Origin of the sequence: Mesorhizobium sp. B2-3-11 (assembly GCF_006442215.1) — a bacterium.
Classification (GTDB): Bacteria; Pseudomonadota; Alphaproteobacteria; order Rhizobiales; family Rhizobiaceae; genus Mesorhizobium; species Mesorhizobium salmacidum.
The window spans coordinates 95,152-116,613 of sequence record NZ_VFVS01000018.1 but is presented as its reverse complement, the minus strand read 5'-3'; the positions used below and the strand labels follow the sequence as shown (position 1 = coordinate 116,613).

At 63.2% G+C, this 21,462-nt stretch carries 22 protein-coding genes; 12 read left to right on the top strand and 10 right to left on the bottom strand.

Features of this window, described 5'->3' with window-relative positions; all coding sequences use genetic code 11:
* The first annotated feature begins 54 nt into the window (after positions 1 to 54).
* Positions 55 to 645: a TetR/AcrR family transcriptional regulator gene (locus FJ960_RS22815; RefSeq protein WP_140716942.1), complete on the top strand. Its 591-nt coding sequence runs from the start codon at positions 55 to 57 to the stop codon at positions 643 to 645.
* Positions 646 to 960: 315 nt separating this feature from the next.
* On the opposite strand, the gene FJ960_RS22805 is transcribed toward FJ960_RS22815, so the two are convergent.
* The 5 genes from FJ960_RS22805 to FJ960_RS22785 form a co-directional block, all read right to left on the bottom strand.
* Positions 961 to 1,983 (bottom strand): LacI family DNA-binding transcriptional regulator, encoded by a 1,023-nt coding sequence (locus FJ960_RS22805; protein WP_140716940.1) that lies wholly within the window; start codon positions 1,981 to 1,983, stop codon positions 961 to 963.
* 27 nt (positions 1,984 to 2,010) lie between these two features.
* Positions 2,011 to 2,802: an ATP-binding cassette domain-containing protein gene (locus FJ960_RS22800; RefSeq protein WP_027142281.1), complete on the bottom strand. Its 792-nt coding sequence runs from the start codon at positions 2,800 to 2,802 to the stop codon at positions 2,011 to 2,013.
* 3 nt (positions 2,803 to 2,805) lie between these two features.
* Positions 2,806 to 3,792, bottom strand: coding sequence for an ABC transporter permease (locus FJ960_RS22795; RefSeq protein ID WP_140507909.1), 987 nt, complete (start codon positions 3,790 to 3,792; stop codon positions 2,806 to 2,808).
* 115 nt (positions 3,793 to 3,907) lie between these two features.
* Entirely contained in the window at positions 3,908 to 4,843 is a 936-nt protein-coding gene (locus FJ960_RS22790) for a substrate-binding domain-containing protein (protein WP_023794606.1), read from the bottom strand.
* A 293-nt stretch (positions 4,844 to 5,136) separates the two neighbouring features.
* Positions 5,137 to 6,294 (bottom strand): fumarylacetoacetate hydrolase family protein, encoded by a 1,158-nt coding sequence (locus FJ960_RS22785; RefSeq protein ID WP_140716938.1) that lies wholly within the window; start codon positions 6,292 to 6,294, stop codon positions 5,137 to 5,139.
* Between the two features lie 357 nt (positions 6,295 to 6,651).
* On the opposite strand from FJ960_RS22785, the gene FJ960_RS22780 reads away from it, so the two are divergent.
* The 3 genes from FJ960_RS22780 (at position 6,652) to FJ960_RS22770 (ending at position 8,109) form a co-directional block, all read left to right on the top strand.
* Positions 6,652 to 7,161, top strand: a complete 510-nt coding sequence (locus FJ960_RS22780) for a 2'-5' RNA ligase family protein (RefSeq protein WP_246672904.1) — start codon at positions 6,652 to 6,654, stop codon at positions 7,159 to 7,161.
* A gap of 124 nt (positions 7,162 to 7,285) precedes the next feature.
* On the top strand, positions 7,286 to 7,639 hold the full coding sequence (locus tag FJ960_RS22775) for a nuclear transport factor 2 family protein (RefSeq protein ID WP_140716934.1): 354 nt from the start codon (positions 7,286 to 7,288) through the stop codon (positions 7,637 to 7,639).
* 116 nt (positions 7,640 to 7,755) lie between these two features.
* Positions 7,756 to 8,109, top strand: coding sequence for an ArsC family reductase (locus FJ960_RS22770; protein ID WP_140716932.1), 354 nt, complete (start codon positions 7,756 to 7,758; stop codon positions 8,107 to 8,109).
* A gap of 61 nt (positions 8,110 to 8,170) precedes the next feature.
* On the opposite strand, the gene FJ960_RS22765 is transcribed toward FJ960_RS22770, so the two are convergent.
* Genes FJ960_RS22765 through FJ960_RS22755 form a run of 3 tightly spaced genes read right to left on the bottom strand, consistent with a single transcriptional unit; the run spans position 8,171 to position 10,796 of the window.
* Positions 8,171 to 8,527, bottom strand: a complete 357-nt coding sequence (locus tag FJ960_RS22765; RefSeq protein WP_140716930.1) for a DUF488 domain-containing protein — start codon at positions 8,525 to 8,527, stop codon at positions 8,171 to 8,173.
* A 14-nt stretch (positions 8,528 to 8,541) separates the two neighbouring features.
* Entirely contained in the window at positions 8,542 to 9,807 is a 1,266-nt protein-coding gene (locus FJ960_RS22760) for an aminopeptidase (protein ID WP_140716928.1), read from the bottom strand.
* A complete protein-coding gene (locus FJ960_RS22755) occupies positions 9,804 to 10,796 on the bottom strand; it encodes a LysR substrate-binding domain-containing protein (protein WP_140716926.1) in 993 nt (330 codons plus the stop codon). Before FJ960_RS22755 ends, FJ960_RS22760 begins: the two co-directional genes overlap by 4 nt.
* 95 nt (positions 10,797 to 10,891) lie before the next feature.
* Between FJ960_RS22755 and FJ960_RS22750 the strand changes: the two genes are divergently transcribed.
* From FJ960_RS22750 to sbmA, 3 genes are all read left to right on the top strand, one after another.
* On the top strand, positions 10,892 to 11,116 hold the full coding sequence (locus FJ960_RS22750; protein ID WP_140716924.1) for a propionyl-CoA synthetase: 225 nt from the start codon (positions 10,892 to 10,894) through the stop codon (positions 11,114 to 11,116).
* A gap of 77 nt (positions 11,117 to 11,193) precedes the next feature.
* Positions 11,194 to 12,354 carry a YbfB/YjiJ family MFS transporter gene (locus tag FJ960_RS22745; protein WP_140716922.1) on the top strand — a complete coding sequence of 387 codons (1,161 nt, stop codon included), beginning with the start codon at positions 11,194 to 11,196 and terminating at the stop codon, positions 12,352 to 12,354.
* A gap of 114 nt (positions 12,355 to 12,468) precedes the next feature.
* Positions 12,469 to 13,728, top strand: a complete 1,260-nt coding sequence (sbmA, locus tag FJ960_RS22740; RefSeq protein WP_140507891.1) for a peptide antibiotic transporter SbmA — start codon at positions 12,469 to 12,471, stop codon at positions 13,726 to 13,728.
* Positions 13,729 to 13,758: 30 nt separating this feature from the next.
* Here the strand turns inward: sbmA and FJ960_RS22735 are convergent, their stop codons facing one another.
* Positions 13,759 to 14,766 carry a polysaccharide deacetylase gene (locus FJ960_RS22735; RefSeq protein WP_140716984.1) on the bottom strand — a complete coding sequence of 336 codons (1,008 nt, stop codon included), beginning with the start codon at positions 14,764 to 14,766 and terminating at the stop codon, positions 13,759 to 13,761.
* 215 nt (positions 14,767 to 14,981) lie between these two features.
* Between FJ960_RS22735 and FJ960_RS22730 the strand changes: the two genes are divergently transcribed.
* Together FJ960_RS22730 and der are read left to right on the top strand one after the other, a co-directional pair.
* Entirely contained in the window at positions 14,982 to 15,647 is a 666-nt protein-coding gene (locus FJ960_RS22730) for a tetratricopeptide repeat protein (RefSeq protein WP_140716920.1), read from the top strand.
* On the top strand, positions 15,644 to 17,074 hold the full coding sequence (der, locus tag FJ960_RS22725; protein ID WP_140716919.1) for a ribosome biogenesis GTPase Der: 1,431 nt from the start codon (positions 15,644 to 15,646) through the stop codon (positions 17,072 to 17,074). The genes FJ960_RS22730 and der overlap by 4 nt, the downstream gene beginning before the upstream one ends.
* A gap of 18 nt (positions 17,075 to 17,092) precedes the next feature.
* Here the strand turns inward: der and FJ960_RS22720 are convergent, their stop codons facing one another.
* Positions 17,093 to 18,013, bottom strand: a complete 921-nt coding sequence (locus tag FJ960_RS22720) for a LysR substrate-binding domain-containing protein (protein WP_140716917.1) — start codon at positions 18,011 to 18,013, stop codon at positions 17,093 to 17,095.
* A 116-nt stretch (positions 18,014 to 18,129) separates the two neighbouring features.
* On the opposite strand from FJ960_RS22720, the gene FJ960_RS22715 reads away from it, so the two are divergent.
* The 3 genes from FJ960_RS22715 (at position 18,130) to FJ960_RS22705 (ending at position 21,405) form a co-directional block, all read left to right on the top strand.
* On the top strand, positions 18,130 to 19,422 hold the full coding sequence (locus FJ960_RS22715) for an MFS transporter (RefSeq protein WP_140716915.1): 1,293 nt from the start codon (positions 18,130 to 18,132) through the stop codon (positions 19,420 to 19,422).
* A gap of 143 nt (positions 19,423 to 19,565) precedes the next feature.
* Complete coding sequence (locus tag FJ960_RS22710) at positions 19,566 to 20,747, top strand: cell wall hydrolase (RefSeq protein ID WP_140716913.1); 1,182 nt, start codon at positions 19,566 to 19,568, stop codon at positions 20,745 to 20,747.
* Positions 20,748 to 21,003: 256 nt separating this feature from the next.
* Positions 21,004 to 21,405, top strand: a complete 402-nt coding sequence (locus tag FJ960_RS22705) for an AtpZ/AtpI family protein (protein ID WP_027142300.1) — start codon at positions 21,004 to 21,006, stop codon at positions 21,403 to 21,405.
* Positions 21,406 to 21,462 lie beyond the last annotated feature (57 nt).

Here is a 21,462-nt window from a genome sequence, read left to right as displayed (position 1 = left end):
ACACCCTAGTCAAGAGGTGGCCGAGGATTTTTTGGAAACGAAAAGGAGATCATGATGACAGACGGCGTCGTGGAGCGCTCTCGTCCCCGGGATCGGATCCTGGAGACGGCGCGTGACATGTTCCATAAGCACGGCATCAAGGGCGTTGGCGTCGACGCCATCACCGAGGCTGCCGGCACGAACAAGATGACGCTCTATCGTCACTTTGAGTCCAAGGACGAACTGATCGTCGAATGCCTGCGCGCCAATGCGTTGAAAGCCGGCGCGATGTGGGAAACGTTCGAGGCCGAGCATCCGGGCGACAAACTCGCCCAGCTTCATGCCTGGGTTCGCAAGGCCGCTGCTATGCTCAACGCCGACGGCCGCGGCTGCGATATGGCCAACGCCGCCGCCGAACTGACCGAGCCCGATCACCCGGCAAGGCGCGTGATCAAGGAACTCAAGGAAGCCCAGCGCGAACGCCTGGTCAGGCTCTGCCGGGATGCCGGCATCGGTCAGGCCGAACTTCTCGCTGATACGCTGTCGCTGCTGTTTGAAGGCGCGCGCGTCAGCGTGCAGACCGTCGGTGCCGAGGGCCCGAGCACGCAGTTCGTGCGTATGGCCGAAGGGTTGATCGTTTCCTTCAGGGGCACTGCGGCAGGCTGACGTCTGCCGGACTGCCAACGATCTGTGCGATTCCGTGACCGGACGGACCGGACCGCACGCTTTTGGCGCGGCGGCGTCGTAATTGCTGCGGATCAGAACGAAAAAAGCCCGCTGCCGGGAGGAGGTGGCAGCGGGCTCGATTTCGAATGTGGTGCGGGAGGAGGTGCACCGCATTCAGCGTCGGCATCGCATCTGGGAGGAGTAGATGGCCGACAACCAGAAACTACGAGTTGCCCAATGATTCGGCAACAATGAATTGTGCATAGCTGCTGTGCAGATTCGCCGTGGCGCCGCGTGAATTCGAGAAATGCGACCTCACTGCACCGGCACGTTTTCCCTGAAGATCAGTCGCGGCTCGATGAATTTGCGCGTGAGATAGGGCGCCGACGATGCGATCGAGCCGAGCAGCTGGATCACCGACTGCTCCGCGATCAGCCTGGCGTTCTGGTCGATGACGACGTCGGCGAGGTCGTCGACGAGATAGCCGCGTGTCTCCCTTGTCAGGTCGTGGCAGATGAACACCGGCTTGCGGTTGGGCCTGGCCTCGCGGATCGCCTTGGCAATGCCGGAGCGCCCGGCGCCGACGCAATAGATGCCGAGCAGTTCCGGCTCGTCGCGCAACGCCTTCATGGTTTCCGCATAGCTGGCATCGGGCTCGTCGTTGATCTCGACGGCGCTGCTGACGGTGAGATTGGGAAACTCCTCGCCAAGCACGGAGCGGAAGCCCATCTCGCGCTCTTCATGGCCGCGATAGGAGCGCGAGCCGACGACCATCGCCAGCTGCCCCTCGCGGCCGCCCAGCAAGCGTCCCATCAAAAGTGCTGCCGTCCGTCCCGCCACGCGGTTGTCGATCCCGACATAGGCCGAGCGGGGTGCGGCCGGAATATCGGACACCAGCGTCACCAGGCGGATGCCGGCCTCGACCATGTCGCGCAGGATGTTGCGTGTCCTTGGGTGATCGACCGCGATGACACCGACGCCGTTGGCGCGCAGCGACAGCTTTTCGACCGCTGCCTGCAGGGCATTGGGCGAGATGCCGGCAAGATTGTGGATCCGGCAGGACGCCACAAGCGGCAGCCGCGATGCGTAGTCCTCGATATGCTTTGCCAGGTCCTGCATGAAGGCATTGCTGCCGATCGGCAGGAAGAATTCGAGGTTTGCGGGTTTCGAGGGAAGCGTCACCTGGCCGGCGGCCGGCAAATAGCCGAGCTGCTTGGCGGCCTCCATGACGCGTTGCCGGTTGGCGGCACTCGCTCCGGGCCGATTGTTGAGCACCCTGTCGACCGTTGCGGTCGACAGCCCGCAGTTCCTGGCGATGTCGGAGACGGTGGCCTTCATGCCGCGACCCTGTGCGTCGATGCCCCCTCAGTGCCCCGGCTTGCCGTCGGCGAGGGCGTCGCGGATGTCTTTGTCCGACATGCCGGTGATGATGCGCTCGACCTCCGTCACGGTTGTCGTCTTCGGATCGATGTCGTCGGCGACCACCTTGCCCCTGCGCATGACGACGATGCGGTCGACCACCTGGAAGACATGGTGGATGTTGTGCGCGATGAAGATGCAGGAGTGGCCGGAATCGCGCGCGTTGCGCACGAAGCTCAGCACGCCTTGCGTCTCGGCGACGCCGAGATTGTTGGTCGGCTCGTCGAGGATGATGAGGTCGCTGTCGAAATGCATGGCGCGCGCGATCGCGACCGCCTGGCGCTCGCCGCCGGAGAGCGAGCCGATCGGCGTCGTCGGCGGGATGTTCTTGGAGATGCCGACCTGTTTGAGCAGGTCGCGGGCGACCGTGTTCATGGCGTCCTGGTCCATGCGGTTGAGGAAGCGCGGCGGCTTGATCGGTTCACGACCCAGGAACAGGTTGCGCGCGATCGACAATTGCGTGACCAGGGCGGAGTCCTGGTAGATGGTCTCGATGCCCTGGGCGATGGCGTCGCTGGTGCTGCGCAAGGTGACCTTCTTGCCGCGGATGAAGATGTCGCCGCTGGTTAGCGGGACCGCGCCGGAGAGAACCTTGATCAGCGTCGATTTGCCGGCGCCATTGTCGCCCAGCAGGCCGACGATCTCACGCTCGTTGACATGGAAATTGGCGTCCACCAGCGCTTGCACGCGGCCATAGGACTTGCGGATGTTCTGCATGCGGATCAGTGGCTCGGCCATGGTTCAAGTCCCCGCCTGGTGCCGGCGTTCCAGCCATGAATGCAACGCCATCATGCCAAGGATGATCGCGCCGATGAAGATGTTGTAGGCAAGGCCGGGCACGCCGATCAGCACGATGCCGTTGCGCATCACGCGCAGGATCAGGATGCCGAGCACGGTGCCGATGATGGTGCCGCGCCCACCGGTCAGCGCCGTGCCGCCGATCACCACCATGGCGATCACCTCGAGCTCATAGCCGGTGCCGCTGTTGGGGTTGGCGGCGGATGTGCGCAGCGAGGAGATGACGCCGGCAAGCGACGCCATGAGCGACGACAGGACGAACAGACCGACCTTGACGCCATTGACATTGACGCCGCGGGCGCGCGCCGCGTTGGGATTGCCGCCCGCCGCCTGGATCCAGTTGCCGGTCCGGCTTTGCGTCAAGACATAGCCGAGCGCGATCGCCGCGGCGATGAACCAGAACAGCGACATGTAGATGCGGAACGGCCCGATGAAGAAGTCGCCGACCAGCGCCTCCGCCAGCCAGCTGCCCTCGGCGCTCCAGGTGCGCTGCGGAAACCCGTCGGTGATGAAAAGCGCGCTGCCGCGCACCACCAGGAGCATGCCGAGCGTCACCAGGAAGGACGGGATCTTGAGCTGCGTGACGAACCAGCCATTGACCAGGCCGATCAAGGCGGCAACCACCAGCGCCACGATGAAGCCCATCTCCAGAGACGTGACGCCGGCATTGAACAGCGTCCACATCAGCACCGGCGAGAAGCCGAACAGCGACCCGACGGAAAGGTCGAATTCGCCCGACGTCATCAGCAGCGTCATCGCCAGCGCGATCAGGCCGAGTTCGACTGTGAAGGCCAGCGTGTTGGAGATGTTCTGCGGTGACAGGAAGTCGTGGTTGAAACCCCAGAAAACGGCGATCTCGACGATGAGCAGAACGAAGGGTCCGAATTCCGGCCGCGCGATCAGGCGTTGAGGGAGCGAATGATTTTCCACTGGGAACCCGCGACATGGTTGGAACGGGCCGCGACCACCATCGCATCGGGTGGACATGCCGCGGCCATGAAGGTATCTGGCGCCGCACGAGATGCGCGGCGCCAGCGATCGCGGATTATTTGCCGGACAGGATCTTGTCGTAGACCGCCGCGGTGTCCTTCTCGTAGAGCGCGCCGGTGATGACGTTGAAGCCCGGAGGAATGCCGCTGGCCGCCATGTTGGCGAGCGACAGCGCCACATAGCTGGTCGCCTGCGGATCCTGCCACTGGCCGGCGTTGACATAGCCGTTCAGCACTTCCTGCGTGGTGTCGAGCGAGTTGCCCCAGCCGACGACCGGGATTTCGCCCGGCTTGACGCCGACCTGGTCGAACACGCGCTTGATCGAACCGGTGACGAGGTCGCCCAGGCCGATGATGGCTTTGACCTTGCCCTTATGGGCGGTGAGATAGTCGACCATGCGGTTGATCACCTCGGCCTGGTCGAGCGTCGCCTCGGTCACTTCATAGGTGATGCCGAGCGGTCCGAAGACGCTCTTGATGCCTTCCTCTTCCTGCACGCCGTAGGTGGCGCCGGGGATCTCGACCGGCATCCAGACGAAGTCGCCCTTCTTCACCAGGCCCTTGTCGACCAGGTACTGCGCCCAATGCTTGCCGAAGGTGACGTTGTCGCCGCCGACATAGGCGTTGAAATTGGCCTTGGGATCGGGCGTGTTGAAGTTGATGATCGGGACGTTGGCCGCGCGCGCTTCCTTGACGATCTCGACAAGGCTGCCCGGGTCGGGGCTGGTGGTGACGATGCCGTCGGCCTTGGCCGAGAGGGCGGCTCGCACCGCTTCCTGCTGCGAGGCGACGTCTCCATTGTGGAACGAGGTGTTGACGGTGTTGCCGGTGTCCTTGGCCCATTGTTTGGCGCCGGCGAGGAAGTAGGTCCAGACCGGGTCGGCCGGTCCGCCATGTGAAATCCAGTAGAACGTCTTGGCCTGCGCGGCTGCCGGAATGACCGTCAGCGCGATCAGCAGGCCGTAGAGCACAAGTCTTAATCTCGTCAGCATTTGATTTCCTCCCGGTTGAAGATGATCCGTCCCTTGTTCCGGTTTCAGCCGGATTGCGTCTTTTGCCAGCGCCGCTCGGATACCTAAGAGCATTCCCTTTTTCGACGGATGGCAAGCCTCCATCTGCAGATGTAGTCGGCGCCTGACGGGGCGCCATCAACGACCCCATCAGATCGCATCAGTTTGGGATGATTTTTTCCATGCAGCCGAATGATTGTCGCCGAGGCTCAGCCGGACGGATTGTCCTGGCCAGTTTGGGCGGTCACCTGGGGCGAAAGCCTCCGAAGAGCCGGTTAGAGCAGGCCGGCCTTGGCGAGATCGCGCATCAACTGGCTGGCGCCGTAGGTCCAGTGCGGGCAATCGGGCGACAGCCGCACGCGGTTGACCAGCGCGCCGAATTTTTCCGACGAGATGGTGACGATGTCGCCGACCTTGTGCGTGAACCCCTTGCCCTTTTCGTCGCGATCCTTCGACGGCACGAACATCGTGCCGAGATAGAGCGCCAGCCCGTCCGGATACTGGTGGTGCGGCCCCATGGCCGCCGCAACCAGTTCCTCCGGCGAACGGCTGATCTCGGCCATCGAGCTTGCGCCCTCCAGCGAGAATCCATCGTCGCCTTCGACCTTCAGGCGCACGACGGCCTGCTTCACATCGGCGATGGAGAACGTGTCGTCGAACAACCGGATGAAAGGGCCAAGCGAGGCCGAGGCGTTGTTGTCCTTGGCCTTGCCGAGCAGCAGCGCCGAGCGCCCTTCAACGTCGCGCAGATTGACGTCGTTGCCGATGGTAGCGCCGACGATCCTGCCGCTTGAGGCGGCGATCATGGCGATCTCCGGCTCCGGATTGTTCCAGGTCGACACCGGGTGGAGGCCGACATCGGCGCCGAAGCCGACCGAGGCCATGGGCTGGCACTTGGTGAAGATCTCGGCATCGGGCCCAATGCCCACTTCCAGATATTGCGACCAGGCGCCGCGCGAAATCAGCTTGGCCTTGATCTCCATCGCCTCGGGCGAACCGGGCTTGAGCTTCGACAGGTCGTGGCCGATCAGGCCGGCAATGTCGGCGCGGATAGCGTCGGCCTTTTCCGCCGAGCCGCGCGCCTGTTCCTCGATCACTCGTTCGAGCAGGCTGACGACGAAAGTGACACCGGATGCCTTGATCGCCTGCAGGTCGACCGGAGACAGCAGAAAGGGTTTTGCCGGATCGCGCATGGCTTCGAAACTGTTGGCCGCGATGTCGTCGAGCAGGCCGACCGGCCTGCCCTTGGCCGAACGCACATGGCCGGCCGGATCGGCCAATTCGCAAACGTCGCGCACCGTGGGCGCCGCGCTCGACGTGATGTCTAAAACCGTGCCGTCGCGCACGACAACCACCATGGGATGGGCGACATCGCCGCTCCTGGCGCGCCCGACAAACAGGCCTTCTGCGGGCAGATGTGTCGGGTTGGTCATGCGGGCGGTCCTCGGTCATCGCTGCGGTTTGCCGGATTGGCGCGGCACTTTCACCGGATTCCTGCCAAAGGTCTATCCCCCTTTGGGTGGTCCACTTGCCGTGTTGTCTGTGAGAGACCGATTTGCGACTGCGGTGACGACGCTTCGACGCCTGTGTCATTCCATACTTGAATTTGTTCCTGTTTTGTTCTAGATTGGGCGATCGGATACAAGTGCCGGACGAGATCAGTTGTGAGTGGGCAGCCTGCATTCGGGACAGCAAGGAACGGCCAGACCTTTTTCCGATGGGAGCAGGCCGAGCGACATTTTCATAATCGAATATTCTTCGCTATCCTTGCTGAGAGTGCGACCGCGGCCATGGTCGCGCAAAAGGCTGTCGCCTTGAGTGGAGAGTTCGAACTACAGGGTCGGTTCGTTCCGGAAAAGCACATCCATATCTCGCTCGTCGGTCTCGGCGACCATCATGAATATCCAGAAGAGCTGGTTGTAATCGCCCGGCATATAGGCTCGATGATCGTTGCAAAACCTTTCGAGGTTTCCTTCAATCGGTTGGCGGCTTTTGGTGGTGGTGCTCTGGTTCTGCGTAGCAGCGACGGCAATCCGGCGCTGCAGACGTTCTGGCGTGATCTCACCGCGGTGATTTCCGACAGTCCGCTGAAGCCTTTCATTACGAAATCCATCGAACCGCACGTCACATTGCTTCGCGACGAAGTGCGTGTTCCCAGGATACGCGAACGATTAATCGATCCGGTCGGCTGGACTGTACGGGATTTTGTGCTGGTCCACAGTCTTATTCGGAAGCGTGCCTACAGAGTGCACGGGCGTTGGGAACTGAACGGCCAGGACGATGCCCGGCCAGCGATCTAGAGGTTGGTCATCGTGCCCGCGCCCACCCATCCTGACAGCGCCATGTCAGCTATCGAACGGTCCGGCAATGGTCGGCCAGCAGGCGGTTCCCTATTTGCAATGGGTCTGAACAGGAGGAACACAAATGACCACAGCGGAAATTGCCAAGGATTTCACCGAGCTTCTCAAGCAGGGTGACAATGAAGGCGCTGCCGAGAAGTACAATGCCGACGATATCGCCAGCTACGAAGCCATGGAGGGGCCGATGGCCGTCAGCCACGGCAAAGCGGCTCTCAAGGAGAAGAGCCGGTGGTGGCAAGAGAGCAACGAAGTCCATGGCGGTTCGGTCGAGGGTCCCTATGTCAATGGTGACCAGTTCGCGGTGCGCTTCACGTTTGACATAACGCCCAAGGCCACGGGCCAGCGTGTCACCATGGATGAGGTCGGCCTTTACACGGTCAAGAACGGCAAGATCACCGAAGAGCGATTCTACTATTGAGCTACCGGGCCGGAAAGATCGCTTCCGGCCCACTTCGCGCCTACGATTTGCTGGCAAAGCGGGAAGGGCGGTTTTAGGCTGTGGGCGGATTCGACTGTCAGCCAGAGGACCACGCTTTGACGATCACCATGTACGGCATCACCACCTGCGACACGATCAGGAAGGCGCGCGTCTGGCTGGAGAGCCATGACGTTGCCTATCGGTTCCACGATTATCGCGCGGAAGGGATCGAGGCAGACAGGCTGAATGGCTGGGTCGGCAAGGTCGGCTGGGAAAAGCTGCTCAACAAGGGCAGCACGACGTTTCGCGAACTGCCGGAAGCGGACAGGCAAGGCCTCGACGAGAAGAAGGCGAAAGCGCTGATGCTGGCCAGGCCGACAATGATCAAGCGGCCAGTGCTGGAAGTCGGCGACAGTATCCTCATCGGGTTCAAGCCGGATGTTTATGAGGGGGCGGTGGGCGGGAAGTAGAACCGACTCTCACCCCCGCCGCGATCCTTCGCGCCCCTTCTGTCCCGCCGGCGCCTCGATGTTATGCGTGGGCTCGCAAATACCCCGCCAGCGCCACGGCGTTGTTATGCGCTTCGTCGTGGGCGCCATAGAGCAGCGTCACCTTGCCGTCGCCGAGCAGGGCGCGCAGTTGCGCCACCGCCTTTTCATTCCCATCCAGCTCGCCACGATACCGCTTCTGGAATTCCGCCCAGCGCGCCGGCTCATGCCCGAACCATTTGCGCAGTTCGTCACTCGGCGCGATCTCCTTGAGCCACAGCGCCAGCGCCGCATCCTTCTTGGCGACGCCGCGCGGCCATATCCGATCCACCAGCACCCGCTGGCCATCGTCCTTTACGGGTGCTTCATAGACGCGCTTGACCGCGATATCGAAGGCCATCACACCTCCGCTGGCTAGAGCCCCTGGGCCCACTCGCCCTTGCGCATCACCGGCACGCGGCTGCCATCCCTGGCGACGCCGTCAATGTCGATCTTGTCCGACCCGATCATCCAGTCGATGTGGATGAAGCTCTTGTTGCCGCCGCGCGCCGTGATTTCATCCTGGCTGAGCGACGCGCCGTCGACGAAGCACTTCGAATAGCACTGGCCGAGCGCGATATGGCAGGCGGCGTTTTCATCGAACAGTGTGTTGAAGAACAACAGGCCGCTGGCCGAGATCGGCGAGGAATGCGGCACCAGCGCCACCTCGCCGAGGCGGCGCGCGCCTTCGTCGGTGTCGAGCACTTTCTTCAGGACGTCCTCGCCTTTCGAAGCCTTGGCGTCGACGATCCTGCCTTCCTCGAAGCGCACCGAGATGTCGTCTATCAGCGTGCCCTGGTAGGACAGCGGCTTGGTCGAAGAGACATGGCCCTCGACCCGCCTCGCATGCGGCGTGGTGAAGACCTCCTCCGTCGGGATATTGGGATTGCAGGTGATGCCGTTCTTGGCGGTCGAGGCGCCACCCATCCACTCATGGCCATCCGCCAGCCCGACCGTCAGGTCGGTGCCCGGTCCGGCAAAATGCAGCGAATGGAAGTTATGTTCGTTCAGCCATTTGGTGCGCTCGGCTAACGCTGCGTTGTGCGCCTTCCAGTTGCCGATCGGATCCTCGACGTCGACGCGCGAAGCGGAAAAGATGGCCTCCGCGAGCTTCGCCACGGCGACATCGTCGGGCTCGCCCGGAAACACCTGTTTTGCCCAAGCCAGATCCGGATAGGCGACGATGTTCCAATTGATGTCGAAGCCGGTGATCTTCTCCAGCGCCGGCTGGTAGGCCATCGAATTGGCCTTGTTGGCGCGCGCCACCTTCGCCGGGTCCTGCGCCGACAGCAGCGACGGATCCTCGCCGCGCACGGCAAGCCTGGCGGCGTTGTTGGAAAAGGCCTTCGCCATGCCTTCATAGAGCCAGCCGGCGGCGCGGTCGAAGCCGGGGTCGGCGCCAAAACGGTAGCGCGCCAGCGTCATCTCGTCATCGTTGAAGATCGGCGTCACCAGCCCCGCGCCGGCCTTGTAGGCATGCTCGACGATGCGCCTGGACAGCGGCAGCGCCGCGATCGACGATGTCAGCACCAGATCCTGTCCGGGCTGCAATTGCAGCCCGACCTTGATTGCGACCTCCGCCAGCCTGTCGAGCTTCACCGGGTCGATCGTTGCGGAAACGCCGCGCGAATGTGTGGTCATGATCCTGCCTGTCGTAGTGGGATGTCTGATTGAACATAGACCGGTGCCGCGGTGCTTTCCACCGCGATCGCGCCGCTTGGCTCCGCGACCGACGATCCGAACTGCGCCATCGTCGCCGCGATCTCTTCCTTGATCCAGATTTTGAAGTCCCGGACCTTGCGGCTCTCGGCTTTGGTGGTGGAGGTCACCAGCCAGTAGCCGAGTCCGCTCTGGGCGCGTATTCCGAACGGCGCCACCAGGCGTCCGTCGGCCAGCGCATCGGCCGTCAGCAATTGCCAGCCTAGCATCACGCCATGGCCGGCGATCGCCGATTCCAGGCACAGCATCGGGTCGGTGAAGCGGGCGCCTTTCTGGAAGGTGACGGGTTGAACGCCGGCTGCCGCGAACCAGCTTTCCCAGTTGATCATCGCCCGCTCGTCGGTGATGGCGCAGGTCTGGGCGAGGTCGCCGATCGACGTCAGTTTTCTGGCAATCCCGGGCGCGCAGACCGGGAAGACTTCCTGCGCCAAAAGCAGCTCCGCCTTTCCACCCGGCCATTTGCCGTCGCCAAGCCGGATGGCAATGTCGACGTCCGAGTGATCGAGATTGGCCAGCCGCACCGAAGCGTCGATACGCAGCAGCACGTTGGGATGCCGGTCGAAGTGCCGAGACAGCCGTGGCAGCAGCCATTTGGAGGCAAGGGCCGGTGCCGCCGAAACGACCAATGTGCATTGGGTCGCCTCGTCGGCCAGTGCCACGGCCTGGGCAAGCTCGCGAAATCCAGCGCCAAGGCGGGCCGCGAAGACGGCGCCGAATTCGGTCAGCACGAGACCGCTCGTCGTGCGCTCGAACAGTGCCTTGCCGAGCTGTTTTTCGGTGCGGCTGATCTGCTGGCTGACGGCGCTGACGGAAACATTGAGTTCGCCGGCGGCGCTCGCGAGCGAGCCGACACGGGCGACGGTTTCCACGGCGCGAAGGCCGTTGAGATGAACGCGGTTGAGCATGGCCATTTGAGATTTTCTAAACCGATCCGGCCGAAATCTCAATTGAAAGACTCACCGAAACGGCTGACTTTATTGATGGGAGAACCTCCCGGGAGCCGGAAATGCTGAGGATATTGTCGCCGCTGAAGGTCCTGTTCGCCGCCAGTTCGTCGGATGACACGCGCTGCGATATCGATACGCTGAGGTGGCTGACCGATCCGCTTGCGCATCCGGCGCTTGACGCGATGTCGGAGCGCGAGCTCGGTGATGTGCCGTTCCGGCTGACGGCGCGCCGGACCGTGCATGAAACCGTTTCACTGAGCGCCGGTTTCAGCGGGCGCTGCTGAGCGTGCGATCAGGGCACTGAACTGGCCCAACATAAGGCGGATTGTTTCACCCGCCCGCACATCTATTGTGCACTGCAATGACTTCGCCCCAATCGACAGCGCTGCGTTACGCCTTCGCCGGCATGATCGCCATGGCCGTCGCCATGGGCATCGGCCGCTTCGTCTACACGCCGATCCTGCCCGGCATGATGGAGGAACTGCATCTGTCGCCGGCCGATGCCGGCTGGATCGCCTCGGCCAACTATCTCGGCTACCTCGTCGGCGCGTTGGCGGCGGCGGGCAACTGGGCGCATGGACGCGAGCGTTTGCTGATGCTCGTCGCCCTCGGTGCCAGCGCCATGCTGGCCGCCCTGATGGGGTTGACCGACGCCATGGCCGCCTTTCTCGCCATCCGTTTTCTGGCCGGTCTGGCGAGCGCCTTCGTCATGGTGTTCATGGCCAGCATCGTTTTCAGCCATATCGCCGCGGCGGGGCGCGGCGACTTGCAGGCCTGGCATTTCGGCGGCGTTGGCCTCGGCATCGCGATATCGGCGGCGATGATGGCCGTACTGGTCACGGGTCACGCCGGGTGGGCGCAGGGCTGGCTGTGGTCAGGTGCGATTTCGGCTTGCGGCTTCATCGCCGTGGGGCTGCTGGCGAACCAGGGTCCGCTCACCAATGGCGAAGCCCTCCCTGAACCGGCGCTGCCGAAAGACCGGTCGCTGATGAAGGTGATCGTCGCCTATGGCCTGTTCGGTTTCGGCTATGTGGTGACGGCGACCTTCCTCGTCGCCATTGTCCGGCAAGGCGGCGGCAGCCGCGTCTTCGAGGCCGTGGTGTGGATGGTTGCCGGCCTTGCCGGTTTCCCTTCGGTCTGGCTGTGGCAGAAGATAGCGGCGCGGATCGGGCTCTATGCCGCCTATGCCTTGGGATGCTTCGTCGAAGTTGTCGGCGTTACCGCGAGCGTCGCCGCCGGCGGGCGCACGGGGCCGCTGCTTGGGGGCGTGCTGCTTGGCGGCACCTTCATTGCCATCACGGCACTTGGCCTGCAGGCGGCGCGGCAGCAGGCGCCAGGGTCGCCCCGGCGCGTCTTTGCCCTGATGACTGCCTCCTTCGGTCTTGGCCAGATCATCGGCCCGATCGCGGCCGGGCTTCTGGCGCAGGCATCGGGCGATTTCTTCCTCGCCTCCATCGTCGCCGCGGCCGTCCTGGTCGTCTCCGGCGCCGTCACATGGTCGGCTGCGCCAAAATCGCCATGATTTGCCGTCTTGCTCCGCGCCTGAGATCGGGCAGGCATTTTCTTTCCCCCTAATGTGTGACTTTATGCCCGCCGAACCCACCTGATTTGCGCATAGATCGAGGAATTCGCCACAGTGTTCGTATCCTTCTTCCCGCAGCCGAAGCTCTTCTTCTCTTCGGCCGCCATCTGGAGCCTTGCGGCGATCCTGTTCTGGTTTTTCGGCGGGGAGCAGTTGGGAGGCCTTGTGGGCCTTCCGCCGGCAGCCGCCGATGCGGCGCCCATCATCGGCATCGCCGTGCTGGCGTCGAAACCGTTCATCTGGTTTTATATCTATTTCGCGCTGTGCGTGGCCATCTTCTACGCGTTCTGGAGCTGGTATTCGCCGCATCCATGGCAGCGCTGGTCGATCCTGATGACGGCGGTCATCCTGTTCTTCATCTATTTCAATGTGCAGGTCAGCGTGGCCGTCAACGCCTGGTACGGTCCGTTCTTTGACTATGTACAGGGGTTGATGTCGGGGACCGGAAAGTCGACGAACGCGGAGTTCTATATCGGATTGGCCGACTTCTCATGGTTGGCGCTGGTCGGCATGAACGTGCAGGTGGTCAACGCCTTCATTGTCAGCCACTGGATCTTCCGCTGGCGCACGGCCATGAACAATTACTTTATCGAGAACTGGAGCAGGCTGCGCCATATCGAGGGCGCCTCGCAGCGTATCCAGGAAGATACGATGCGGTTCTCCCAGATCATGGAGGATCTCGGTTCCAGCTTCGTTCAGTCGATCATGACCCTGATCGCCTTCCTGCCGGTCATGATCCAGTTGCAGGCCCATATCAGCGAACTGCCGATCGTCGGCGCGATCCCGCAGCCATTGGTGGTCGCGGCACTTGCCTGGTGCCTGTTCGGCACGATTTCGGTGATGATTGCCGGCATGAAGCTTCCGGGGCTGCAGTTCCGCAACCAACGCGTCGAAGCCGCTTACCGCAAGGAACTGGTCTATGGCGAGGATCATGCGGACAGGGCGCAACCCGCCACCACCACCGAGCTGTTCGCCAATGTCCGGCACAATTATTTCAGGCTCTATTTCCACTACATCTATTTCAACGTCGTCCGGTACACCTACCTGCAGGCCGACAATATTTTCTCGCTGTTGATCCTGGGTCCGTCGCTGGTCGCGCACAAGATAACATTCGGTGCGCTGAACCAGATCTCCAACGCCTTCGGCAAGGTGACGGGTTCGCTGCAATTCCTGCTCACCTCCTGGTCGACCATCGTCGAACTTCAGTCCGTGCACAAACGCCTGCGCGCCTTCGAGGCGACGCTGCTGGGTGAGCCGCTGCCGGATATCGATCAGCGTTATCTCGCAAGGCACGGCGCCGAAGATCCGGCTTGAGGAAGCTCTGACGAAAGACGGGTTGGCGGTTTAACCGCCAACCGAGGCCTGCTTTTGGATGCCATCCTGCCGCGAAACATAATCGCGAAAACTGATGCATTCGACATCTGATTTGACGCAGACCTCGCCGGCAAAGCGTTCCAGCGCGTTCCAGTAGGCGCCGTCATTCATCAGCGTGAAGTGGAGGCCGAGTTCCAGCGGAATGCGCTTGCCCTGATATTGCGCATCGAACGCGGCGCGAAACGCCTGATAGGTCCGGTCGGCGAACTCCCCGGCCTTGCTCGGCCGCTCGAAGCCGCCGGAATGCCGGACATAGAGATTGTAGTCCATGGCGATCACCGGCCGCGATGTCGGTCCCTCCGGGATTAGCGGTAGGGAAAAACGGGTGATGCCGCCGACGGTCGGCGGCAGGGCAGGGCCCTTTGAAACGCCGCTGGCGTCGAATTTATAGCCGGCCGCCGGCAGTGCCTCGTAAAGCGCTTTGCCTGTCGACAGATACGGTGCCCGGAAACCCACCACCGCATGCCGCGCGAAATCACGCCAGCCCTCGGGTTCGGGCGCAATGCCGTTGATCGCATAGGCGTTCTCGAGAATGTGCTCGAAGGAGCCGAACTCTTTCAGCCAGTCGGCCTTGGTCCAGTCCTTGCCGTCGAAATGGCCGCAGACGTGGCTGGCGATGTCGTGGCCCTCGTGGGCAGCGAGGCCGATCTGTTCCAGCCGCTCGGCCACTTCCTGCCTGGAAATGGCAAAGCCGATGTTGGATTTGCCCGCGCTCTTGCCCGGCGCGGTATATTGGCCGCGTGTCTCGGGCGACAGCAGGAAGACGCAGGACAGGAAATAAGTAAAATGCGCGCCGGTGCGCTGGGCCAGCGCCCTGCTGCGCTTCCACTGCGAGATGTCGCGCGCGCTGTCGAAGGAGATGATGACGACCTGCTTCGGCCCTGCCGGTGCTGGTGGCGCGGGCGGATCGGCCAGGGCCGCGCCGGCGGTGGCGAACGAGGCAAGCGAGAATGCGACAGCGCGGGACAAACAAGGGATCGGCAAACTTACGGGCTCCGGGTGGTCGGCAAGCCGGCTATCGCGCAAATGTGGCGCCGGTGCGATTGGGGTTTTCGTGGGTTTGCCCCGGGGACAAACATTCGTTTGCCCCGGCAATAGCCGATTTTCCGCTCGAACCCCTTCCATGCCGACAAAATTTCGCTAAAACGCGGGCTCATGAACCGCCCCGGCCCGGGGCAGGAATGGTTTGATTGATGTCCGACGACAGTTTTATCCGCGAAGTCAATGACGAGATGCGTCGCGAACAAGCGCAGAAGCTGTGGGACCGTTTCGGCCCGGCCTTGCTTGTGATTGCCCTCCTGGTGGTGCTCGGTACCGCCGCCTTCGTCGGCTATCGCTATTGGGACGAGACACGTGCCAACCGCTCCGGCGACGCCTTCTCGCAGGCGCTGAAGCTCGCCAATGACGGCAAGAACGATGACGCGCTGGCCGCGCTCATTCAGCTGGAGAAGGATGGCTACGGCGCCTATCCGCTGCTCGCCCGCATGCGCGCCGCGACCGTCAAGGCCAACAAGGGCGACGTCGATGCCGCCGTCAAGGATTTCGACGATGTCGCCGCCGACACCGCTATTCCCCAGGGTCTGCGCGACATGGCGCGGCTGAGGGCGGCGCTCCTGCTCGTCGATCACGGCTCCTTCGCCGACGTGTCGAGCCGCGTCGAGGCGCTGACATCGGACACCAACACGCTGCGCCACAGCGCACGCGAGGCGCTTGGGCTTGCCGCCTGGAAGGAAGGCAAGACCCAGGACGCCCTGAAACTGTTCGACCAGATCGCCTCCGATGACGGCGCCCCGCGCAACACGCGAGAGCGGGCGACCTTGATGTCCGAGCTGATCCGCGGGTCGGGCAGTGCATCGTGACCTTCAAAGTCGCCATCATAGGCAGACCTAACGTCGGCAAATCGACGCTTTTCAATCGGCTGGTCGGAAGGAAGCTGGCGCTTGTCGACGACACGCCGGGCGTTACCCGTGATCGCCGTGTCCATGCCGCCAAGCTTTACGATCTTCATTTCGATGTCATCGACACAGCGGGCTTCGAGGATGCCGGCGCTTCGACCTTGCCGGGACGCATGCGCGCGCAGACCGAAATCGCCATCCGCGAGGCGGATCTGATCTTCTTCACCATCGACGCCAAGTCCGGCCTGTTGCCGGATGACAGGACCTTTGCCGAGATCGTGCGCAAATCCGGCAAACCGGTTGTGCTGGTCGCCAACAAGGCCGAGGCGCGCGGCGCGCAAGGCGGCATGCTGGAAGCCTGGGAGCTCGGGCTTGGCGAGCCGATCCCGGTTTCGGCCGAGCACGGCCAGGGCATGCCCGACCTGCGCGACGCCGTGATCGAAGCGCTTGGCCAGGCGCGCGCCTTCGGTGAAGACGAGGACGGCGAAGACGAAGAAGCCGCCGCCAACGAAGTGCTGATCGGCGAGGACATCGCCGATCCGGATGCAGAGCCGGCCTATGACGACACCAAGCCGATGCGCATCGCCGTCGTTGGCCGTCCTAACGCCGGAAAGTCGACGCTGATCAATGCACTGATCGGCGAGGAGCGGCTGCTGACCGGACCGGAAGCCGGCATCACCCGCGATTCCATCTCCGTCGACTGGGACTGGCGCGGCCGCCGCATAAAACTGTTCGACACGGCCGGCATGCGCCGCAAGGCCAGGATCCACGAGAAGCTGGAAGTGATGTCGGTGCAGGATGGCTTGCGCGCCATCCGCTTCGCCGAGATCGTCATCATCGTGCTCGACGCCACCATTCCCTTCGAGAAGCAGGATCTGCAGATCGCCGACCTGATCATCCGCGAGGGCCGGGCACCGGTGATCGCCTTCAACAAATGGGACCTCATCGACAACCCGCAGGAGCTGTTGGCCGAACTGCGCGAGAAGACCGAGCGGCTGTTGCCGCAGGCGCGCGGCATCCAGGCCGTGCCAGTCTCGGCCGAGACCGGACGCGGCCTCGACAAGTTGATGGATGCGGTGCTGAAGACGCACAAGGTCTGGAACAGCCGTGTTTCGACCGGCAAGCTCAACCGCTGGCTCGAAGCCATCCTGACGCATCATCCGCCGCCCGCCGTTGCCGGGCGCCGGCTGAAGGTCAAATACGTCACCCAGGCCAAGACGCGGCCGCCGGGCTTCGTGGTCCAGTGCTCGCGGCCGGACGCGATGCCGCAAAGCTATGTCCGCTATCTGTCCAACAGCCTGCGCGAAGCCTTCGACATGCCGGGCGTGCCGATCCGCATCGCGCTGCGCACTTCGGACAACCCCTTCGCTGGCAGGGCGAAGAAGCGCTGAGGCTCGGCTCGGCAACGCTTAAGCGACTTTCAGCAGGTTCTCTTTCGTCTCGGCGCCCTCAGGCAACGCCTCGAACGCCGATTGCAGCAGGATGTCGGCTAGCCGCGCCGCGACCGGATCGAGCTCGGCATCCTTCTGCTGCAGGTGCAGCGCCATCTTCGGCAGCGGCGGCAGCCCGAGCACTCCGGGCGCGAGCGCCCTGACATTTGCGGGCAGGCCGATATTGGTGCGGATCGTCAGCCCGAGGCCTGCTGCCACCGCCGCCCATATGCCGCCAAGGCTAGGGCTGGAGAACGCCATGCGCCAGGGCCGCCCGGCACGATCCAGCGTCTCGGTCGCCACGGTGCGCAGCAGGCAAGGCGCCTCGAACACAACCAGTTGCAGCGTCTCGTCAGTGTGTGGGCCTGCCTCCATCGGTTTTGCCGGGCCGATCCAGCGCGCCTGCACGTCGGCGACATGCCGGCTGTATGGCAGCTTCGTGCCGTCATGCCAGGCGAGTGCGATGTCGAGATTGCCGGAGAGGATACGCTCGGCCAGTTCGTGGCTGCGCCCGATCCGTGCTTCGATCCGAACTTTGGGATGGGCACGGGCGAAGCGACCGAGCACTTCCGGCAACACGGCTTCGCCGAAATCCTCCTGCAGGCCGAGCCGCACCCAGCCCTCCAATTCGACGTCACGGATGGCCAATGCTGCCTCGTCATTGAGCTCGATCAGGCGCCGCGCATAGCCGAGCATCGTCTCGCCGGCTTCGGTCAGTGACAGGCCGCGCCCCGCCTTGCGGAAGATCGGCGTATCGGCCTGCTCCTCCAGTTTCTTCAACTGTGCGCTGACGGCGGAGGTCGAGCGGCCAAGCCGCTCGGCTGCCCTGGCGAAACTTCCCAGTTCCATCCCGGTGATGAAAGTTCTCAGCACGTCAAGATCGAATGTGACACGTCGCATTGGATCGTCCTTGTTTTCAGGATTATTAATCAAAAACTTCCTGATTTTATGGATGAAGCTATGGCGCTACATCCATCCCGTCAAGGCCGCTCGACCGGCGTCACGGGAATGGAATCATGTCTGCCACCGTCATTCGCAACGATTACCAACCATCCGGGCGAGGCGCCGCCACCATCCCGGCCGGCCGGACCTTCGGGCCTAATCATCGCTGGAAGGTCCTGGGTATCGGGGTTGCCGCGAACGCCGGTTTCTCGGCCACTTTTTCGGGCATACCGGCCACGGCGGTCGTGCTTCGCCAAGGCTATCACTTGAACAATGCCGAACTCGGCCTGGCGCTCGGCCTTCTCGGGCTGGGGGTTGCGCTCAGCGAACTGCCATGGGGTCTGCTCACCGACCGCTGGGGGGATCGCCGCGTGCTTCTGATCGGGCTTGGCGCGACGGCGGCGTGGCTGCTTGCAATGGCGATGCTCGTGGTGCCGACAAGGGCGGGCATTCCCGATGTCACGCTGCTGGCGGCAAGCCTGCTCGTCACGGGACTGCTCGGCGGCAGTGTCAACGGTTCGAGCGGTCGCGCCATCATGGCCTGGTTCAGCGAGAATGAGCGCGGTTTTGCCATGAGCATCAGGCAGACGGCGGTGCCGCTTGGCGGCGGCCTCGGCGCGCTCGTCCTGCCTTCGCTTGCCCTGGCTTTCGGTTTTGCCGCGGTGTTCGGGCTCCTGGCGGCGGCATCCGCTCTCTCCGCCCTGTTCGCCTGGCGTTGGCTGCACGAACCGCCGGCGGCGGGTGGCGGCCACGCCGTTCCGTCTGGCGTGGCCGGTCCGGCACCGTTGCGCAACACAGAGGTCTGGCGCATCTCGACCGCCATCGGCCTGCTCTGTTTTCCGCAAGTGGCGGTCCTCACTTTCGCATCGGTGTTCCTGCACGACTTTGCCGGACTTGGCACGACGGCGATCAGCACCAGCCTCGCCGCAGTACAGGTCGGTGCCATGGTCATGCGCGTCTGGAGCGGCCGCTTCACCGACCGCCACGGCAACCGCCGTCAGTTTCTTCGCTTGTGTAGTGCGCTGAGCGCCCTGGCCTTCGTGATGCTCTGGGTGCTGGTTCTGGCCGTACCCGCAATGCCTGGCAGCCAATCCTTCCTGATCGCTGTCCTGCCCTTGGTGCTCGTCGTCGCCGGCATCTCGGTCTCCGCCTGGCACGGCGTTGCCTATACCGAGCTTGCCACGCTGGCCGGTGCCGGCCATGTCGGAACCGCGCTCAGCCTCGCCAACAGCTTTGTCTTCGTCGGCTTCTTCCTGGTGCCGGTAGCCATTCCGGGGCTGCTGCACCTCTGGTCCTGGCCCGGCGTCTGGCTGTCGGCCGCGGTTTGCGCGCTGATCGCCTGGCCGATCTTCCAGCCGCGGGCCTGAGTTCCCGCCGCAAAACCGCCCGACTTCGAAGCCACGACCTTGAACCGACCGGGAAAACCCGACCGATCCCGTTAACGTCCCATCAAGGTTAATGCATCATTTTGCTCTCCAGTGGGGTCAGTTGCGTTCCTGGAGAGAGTTCCGTGCATCGACGTGTGTTGAAGCGGCTGATGGCCGCCGCCGGTGAGAAACGCAGCCTTGTGTCTCCGTTCATCATCGGTCTCGGTATCTGGATCGGCTTTCCGACCGTCGCCGCCTACCAGGACATGACCAGCCTGGTTTCCGGCCTTGAATCGCCGACCGCGCGCTGGAACTCCTATGTCGAGAAATCCGTCGCCGGTTCGGTCCACGCGGCCGAGATGCCGTTCGTCGAGTCCGACATCACCGGCTCGATCTCGGGTTCCGGCGTTCGCCTTCCCGGCATCGGCTCCGTTTCGTTCCGCGGCAAGGGCGGCAAGGTCAGCGGGTCGCCCGACGAGGATCGCGTCGTGCGCGCCGACAAGAAGGGCCGCATCGTCCAGGTCTCTCCCGTAGCGCCGCCGAAGAACTTCAATGCCGGCTCGATCTTCCAGCGGACCTCCTCGCTGATGCGGCCGAGCATGGACAGCGACCTGAAAATGGCATTCGCCAAGCCTCAGATCAAAGGCAAGGAAATCCAGATCGCCGCGGCCTTCCACGCGCGTGAGGACAGGAAGCCGGATCCCGGCGTGCCGGCCATGCTTGCCGCCCTCGTCAACAACGACCATCCCGATGTGCTGGCGACCGCCTATGCGCAATCCGCGCCGGACTATGCCAAGGCCTCGCCCTTTGAAGCCCTGCTTCAGGACGAGCAGCCCAACAGCGGCCGCTTCATTCCGCCGATGGCCAAGGGCGACCACGCCTGGATCCAGAATCCGCTTCCTGCCGGCGTCTTCTCCAAGCCGGAGCAGAAATGCCTGGCCAACGGCATCTATTTCGAGGCACGCGGCGAAGCCGTGCGCGGCCAGGCCGCCGTCGCCCAGGTGATCCTCAACCGGGTCCGCAATCCCGCCTATCCCAATTCGATCTGCGGCGTCGTCTACCAGAACGACAACTGGTTCAACCGCTGTCAGTTTTCATTCGCTTGCGACGGCAGGAAGAAGCGCATCGACAATCCTGTCGCATACCAGACCGCACAGGACATCGGCATGGCCGTCACCGCCGGCAAGATCTTCATTCCGGAAGTAGGATCGTCCACCCACTACTATGCCAATTATGTCCATCCCGGCTGGGCGCGCACAATGCAGAAGATGACCAAGATCGGCCTGCATATCTTTTACCGGACCTATGGTGGCGGCTGGAGTTGAGCGGCCGCCGCCCGCCGTTCTTTTCGCGCGGTCGCACGGTCGATCGGAGAGCCGTTGTCTGGGGGATTCGCGCGGCGCATCCCCCTGATCGCCGCGGGCACGATGTCGCACCTTGCTAGTGCATTGATTTCGTTGTCTAAAATACACAGCTCGGAAGTTCCGTCCGTGGCTTGACGGGCGCAAACCCTCTAACTATGTTGCCGGCGACTTTAGAAGCGGACGGACGGTGACGGTCTGCCCGGGCAGGGGGGTTGCGATGGCCGAAAAAAAAGGGCCAGACGGAACCGGAGAAACCGGCCGTGGCAAAGAGCATGACCCCGAAATCCGCGACGACGATCTTGAGCGACGTCGGCGTGAACTTGGAGCATCGCTTGCGACAAGGCTGCCGAACCGGCTCGAGGGGAAAGACGACGCGAAACCAGTGACCGGATACGGTCAGGCGATCAAACTATCCAGCGAGTTTATCGCCGGGGTGGTGGTGGGCGCCGGCATCGGCTGGATCATCGACCGTATGGCGGGGACATCGCCGTGGGGTCTGATCGTTTTCCTGCTGCTTGGTTTTGGCGCCGGCGTGCTCAATGTCATGCGTTCGGCTGGCGTTGTGGCGGAATTCGGACAAGGTGCCAAGCCGCGCCATGACCGGGACGACAGCAAATGACCGCCCTTCAGGCGGCAATGGTAATTTAGCCGTACGCGGCATTGACGGGGTTTGAAA

Excerpts from the sequence above, each read along its gene's own strand:
- FJ960_RS22815 (WP_140716942.1), top strand. The coding sequence starts at position 55 with ATGACAGACGGCGTCGTGGAGCGCTCTCGTCCCCGGGATCGGATCCTG.
- FJ960_RS22805 (WP_140716940.1), bottom strand. The coding sequence starts at position 1,983 with ATGAAGGCCACCGTCTCCGACATCGCCAGGAACTGCGGGCTGTCGACC.
- FJ960_RS22800 (WP_027142281.1), bottom strand. The coding sequence starts at position 2,802 with ATGGCCGAGCCACTGATCCGCATGCAGAACATCCGCAAGTCCTATGGC.
- FJ960_RS22790 (WP_023794606.1), bottom strand. The coding sequence starts at position 4,843 with ATGCTGACGAGATTAAGACTTGTGCTCTACGGCCTGCTGATCGCGCTG.
- FJ960_RS22785 (WP_140716938.1), bottom strand. The coding sequence starts at position 6,294 with ATGACCAACCCGACACATCTGCCCGCAGAAGGCCTGTTTGTCGGGCGC.
- FJ960_RS22780 (WP_246672904.1), top strand. The coding sequence starts at position 6,652 with ATGGTCGCGCAAAAGGCTGTCGCCTTGAGTGGAGAGTTCGAACTACAG.
- FJ960_RS22775 (WP_140716934.1), top strand. The coding sequence starts at position 7,286 with ATGACCACAGCGGAAATTGCCAAGGATTTCACCGAGCTTCTCAAGCAG.
- FJ960_RS22765 (WP_140716930.1), bottom strand. The coding sequence starts at position 8,527 with ATGGCCTTCGATATCGCGGTCAAGCGCGTCTATGAAGCACCCGTAAAG.
- FJ960_RS22760 (WP_140716928.1), bottom strand. The coding sequence starts at position 9,807 with ATGACCACACATTCGCGCGGCGTTTCCGCAACGATCGACCCGGTGAAG.
- FJ960_RS22755 (WP_140716926.1), bottom strand. The coding sequence starts at position 10,796 with ATGGCCATGCTCAACCGCGTTCATCTCAACGGCCTTCGCGCCGTGGAA.
- FJ960_RS22750 (WP_140716924.1), top strand. The coding sequence starts at position 10,892 with ATGCTGAGGATATTGTCGCCGCTGAAGGTCCTGTTCGCCGCCAGTTCG.
- FJ960_RS22745 (WP_140716922.1), top strand. The coding sequence starts at position 11,194 with ATGACTTCGCCCCAATCGACAGCGCTGCGTTACGCCTTCGCCGGCATG.
- FJ960_RS22730 (WP_140716920.1), top strand. The coding sequence starts at position 14,982 with ATGTCCGACGACAGTTTTATCCGCGAAGTCAATGACGAGATGCGTCGC.
- FJ960_RS22720 (WP_140716917.1), bottom strand. The coding sequence starts at position 18,013 with ATGCGACGTGTCACATTCGATCTTGACGTGCTGAGAACTTTCATCACC.
- FJ960_RS22715 (WP_140716915.1), top strand. The coding sequence starts at position 18,130 with ATGTCTGCCACCGTCATTCGCAACGATTACCAACCATCCGGGCGAGGC.
- FJ960_RS22705 (WP_027142300.1), top strand. The coding sequence starts at position 21,004 with ATGGCCGAAAAAAAAGGGCCAGACGGAACCGGAGAAACCGGCCGTGGC.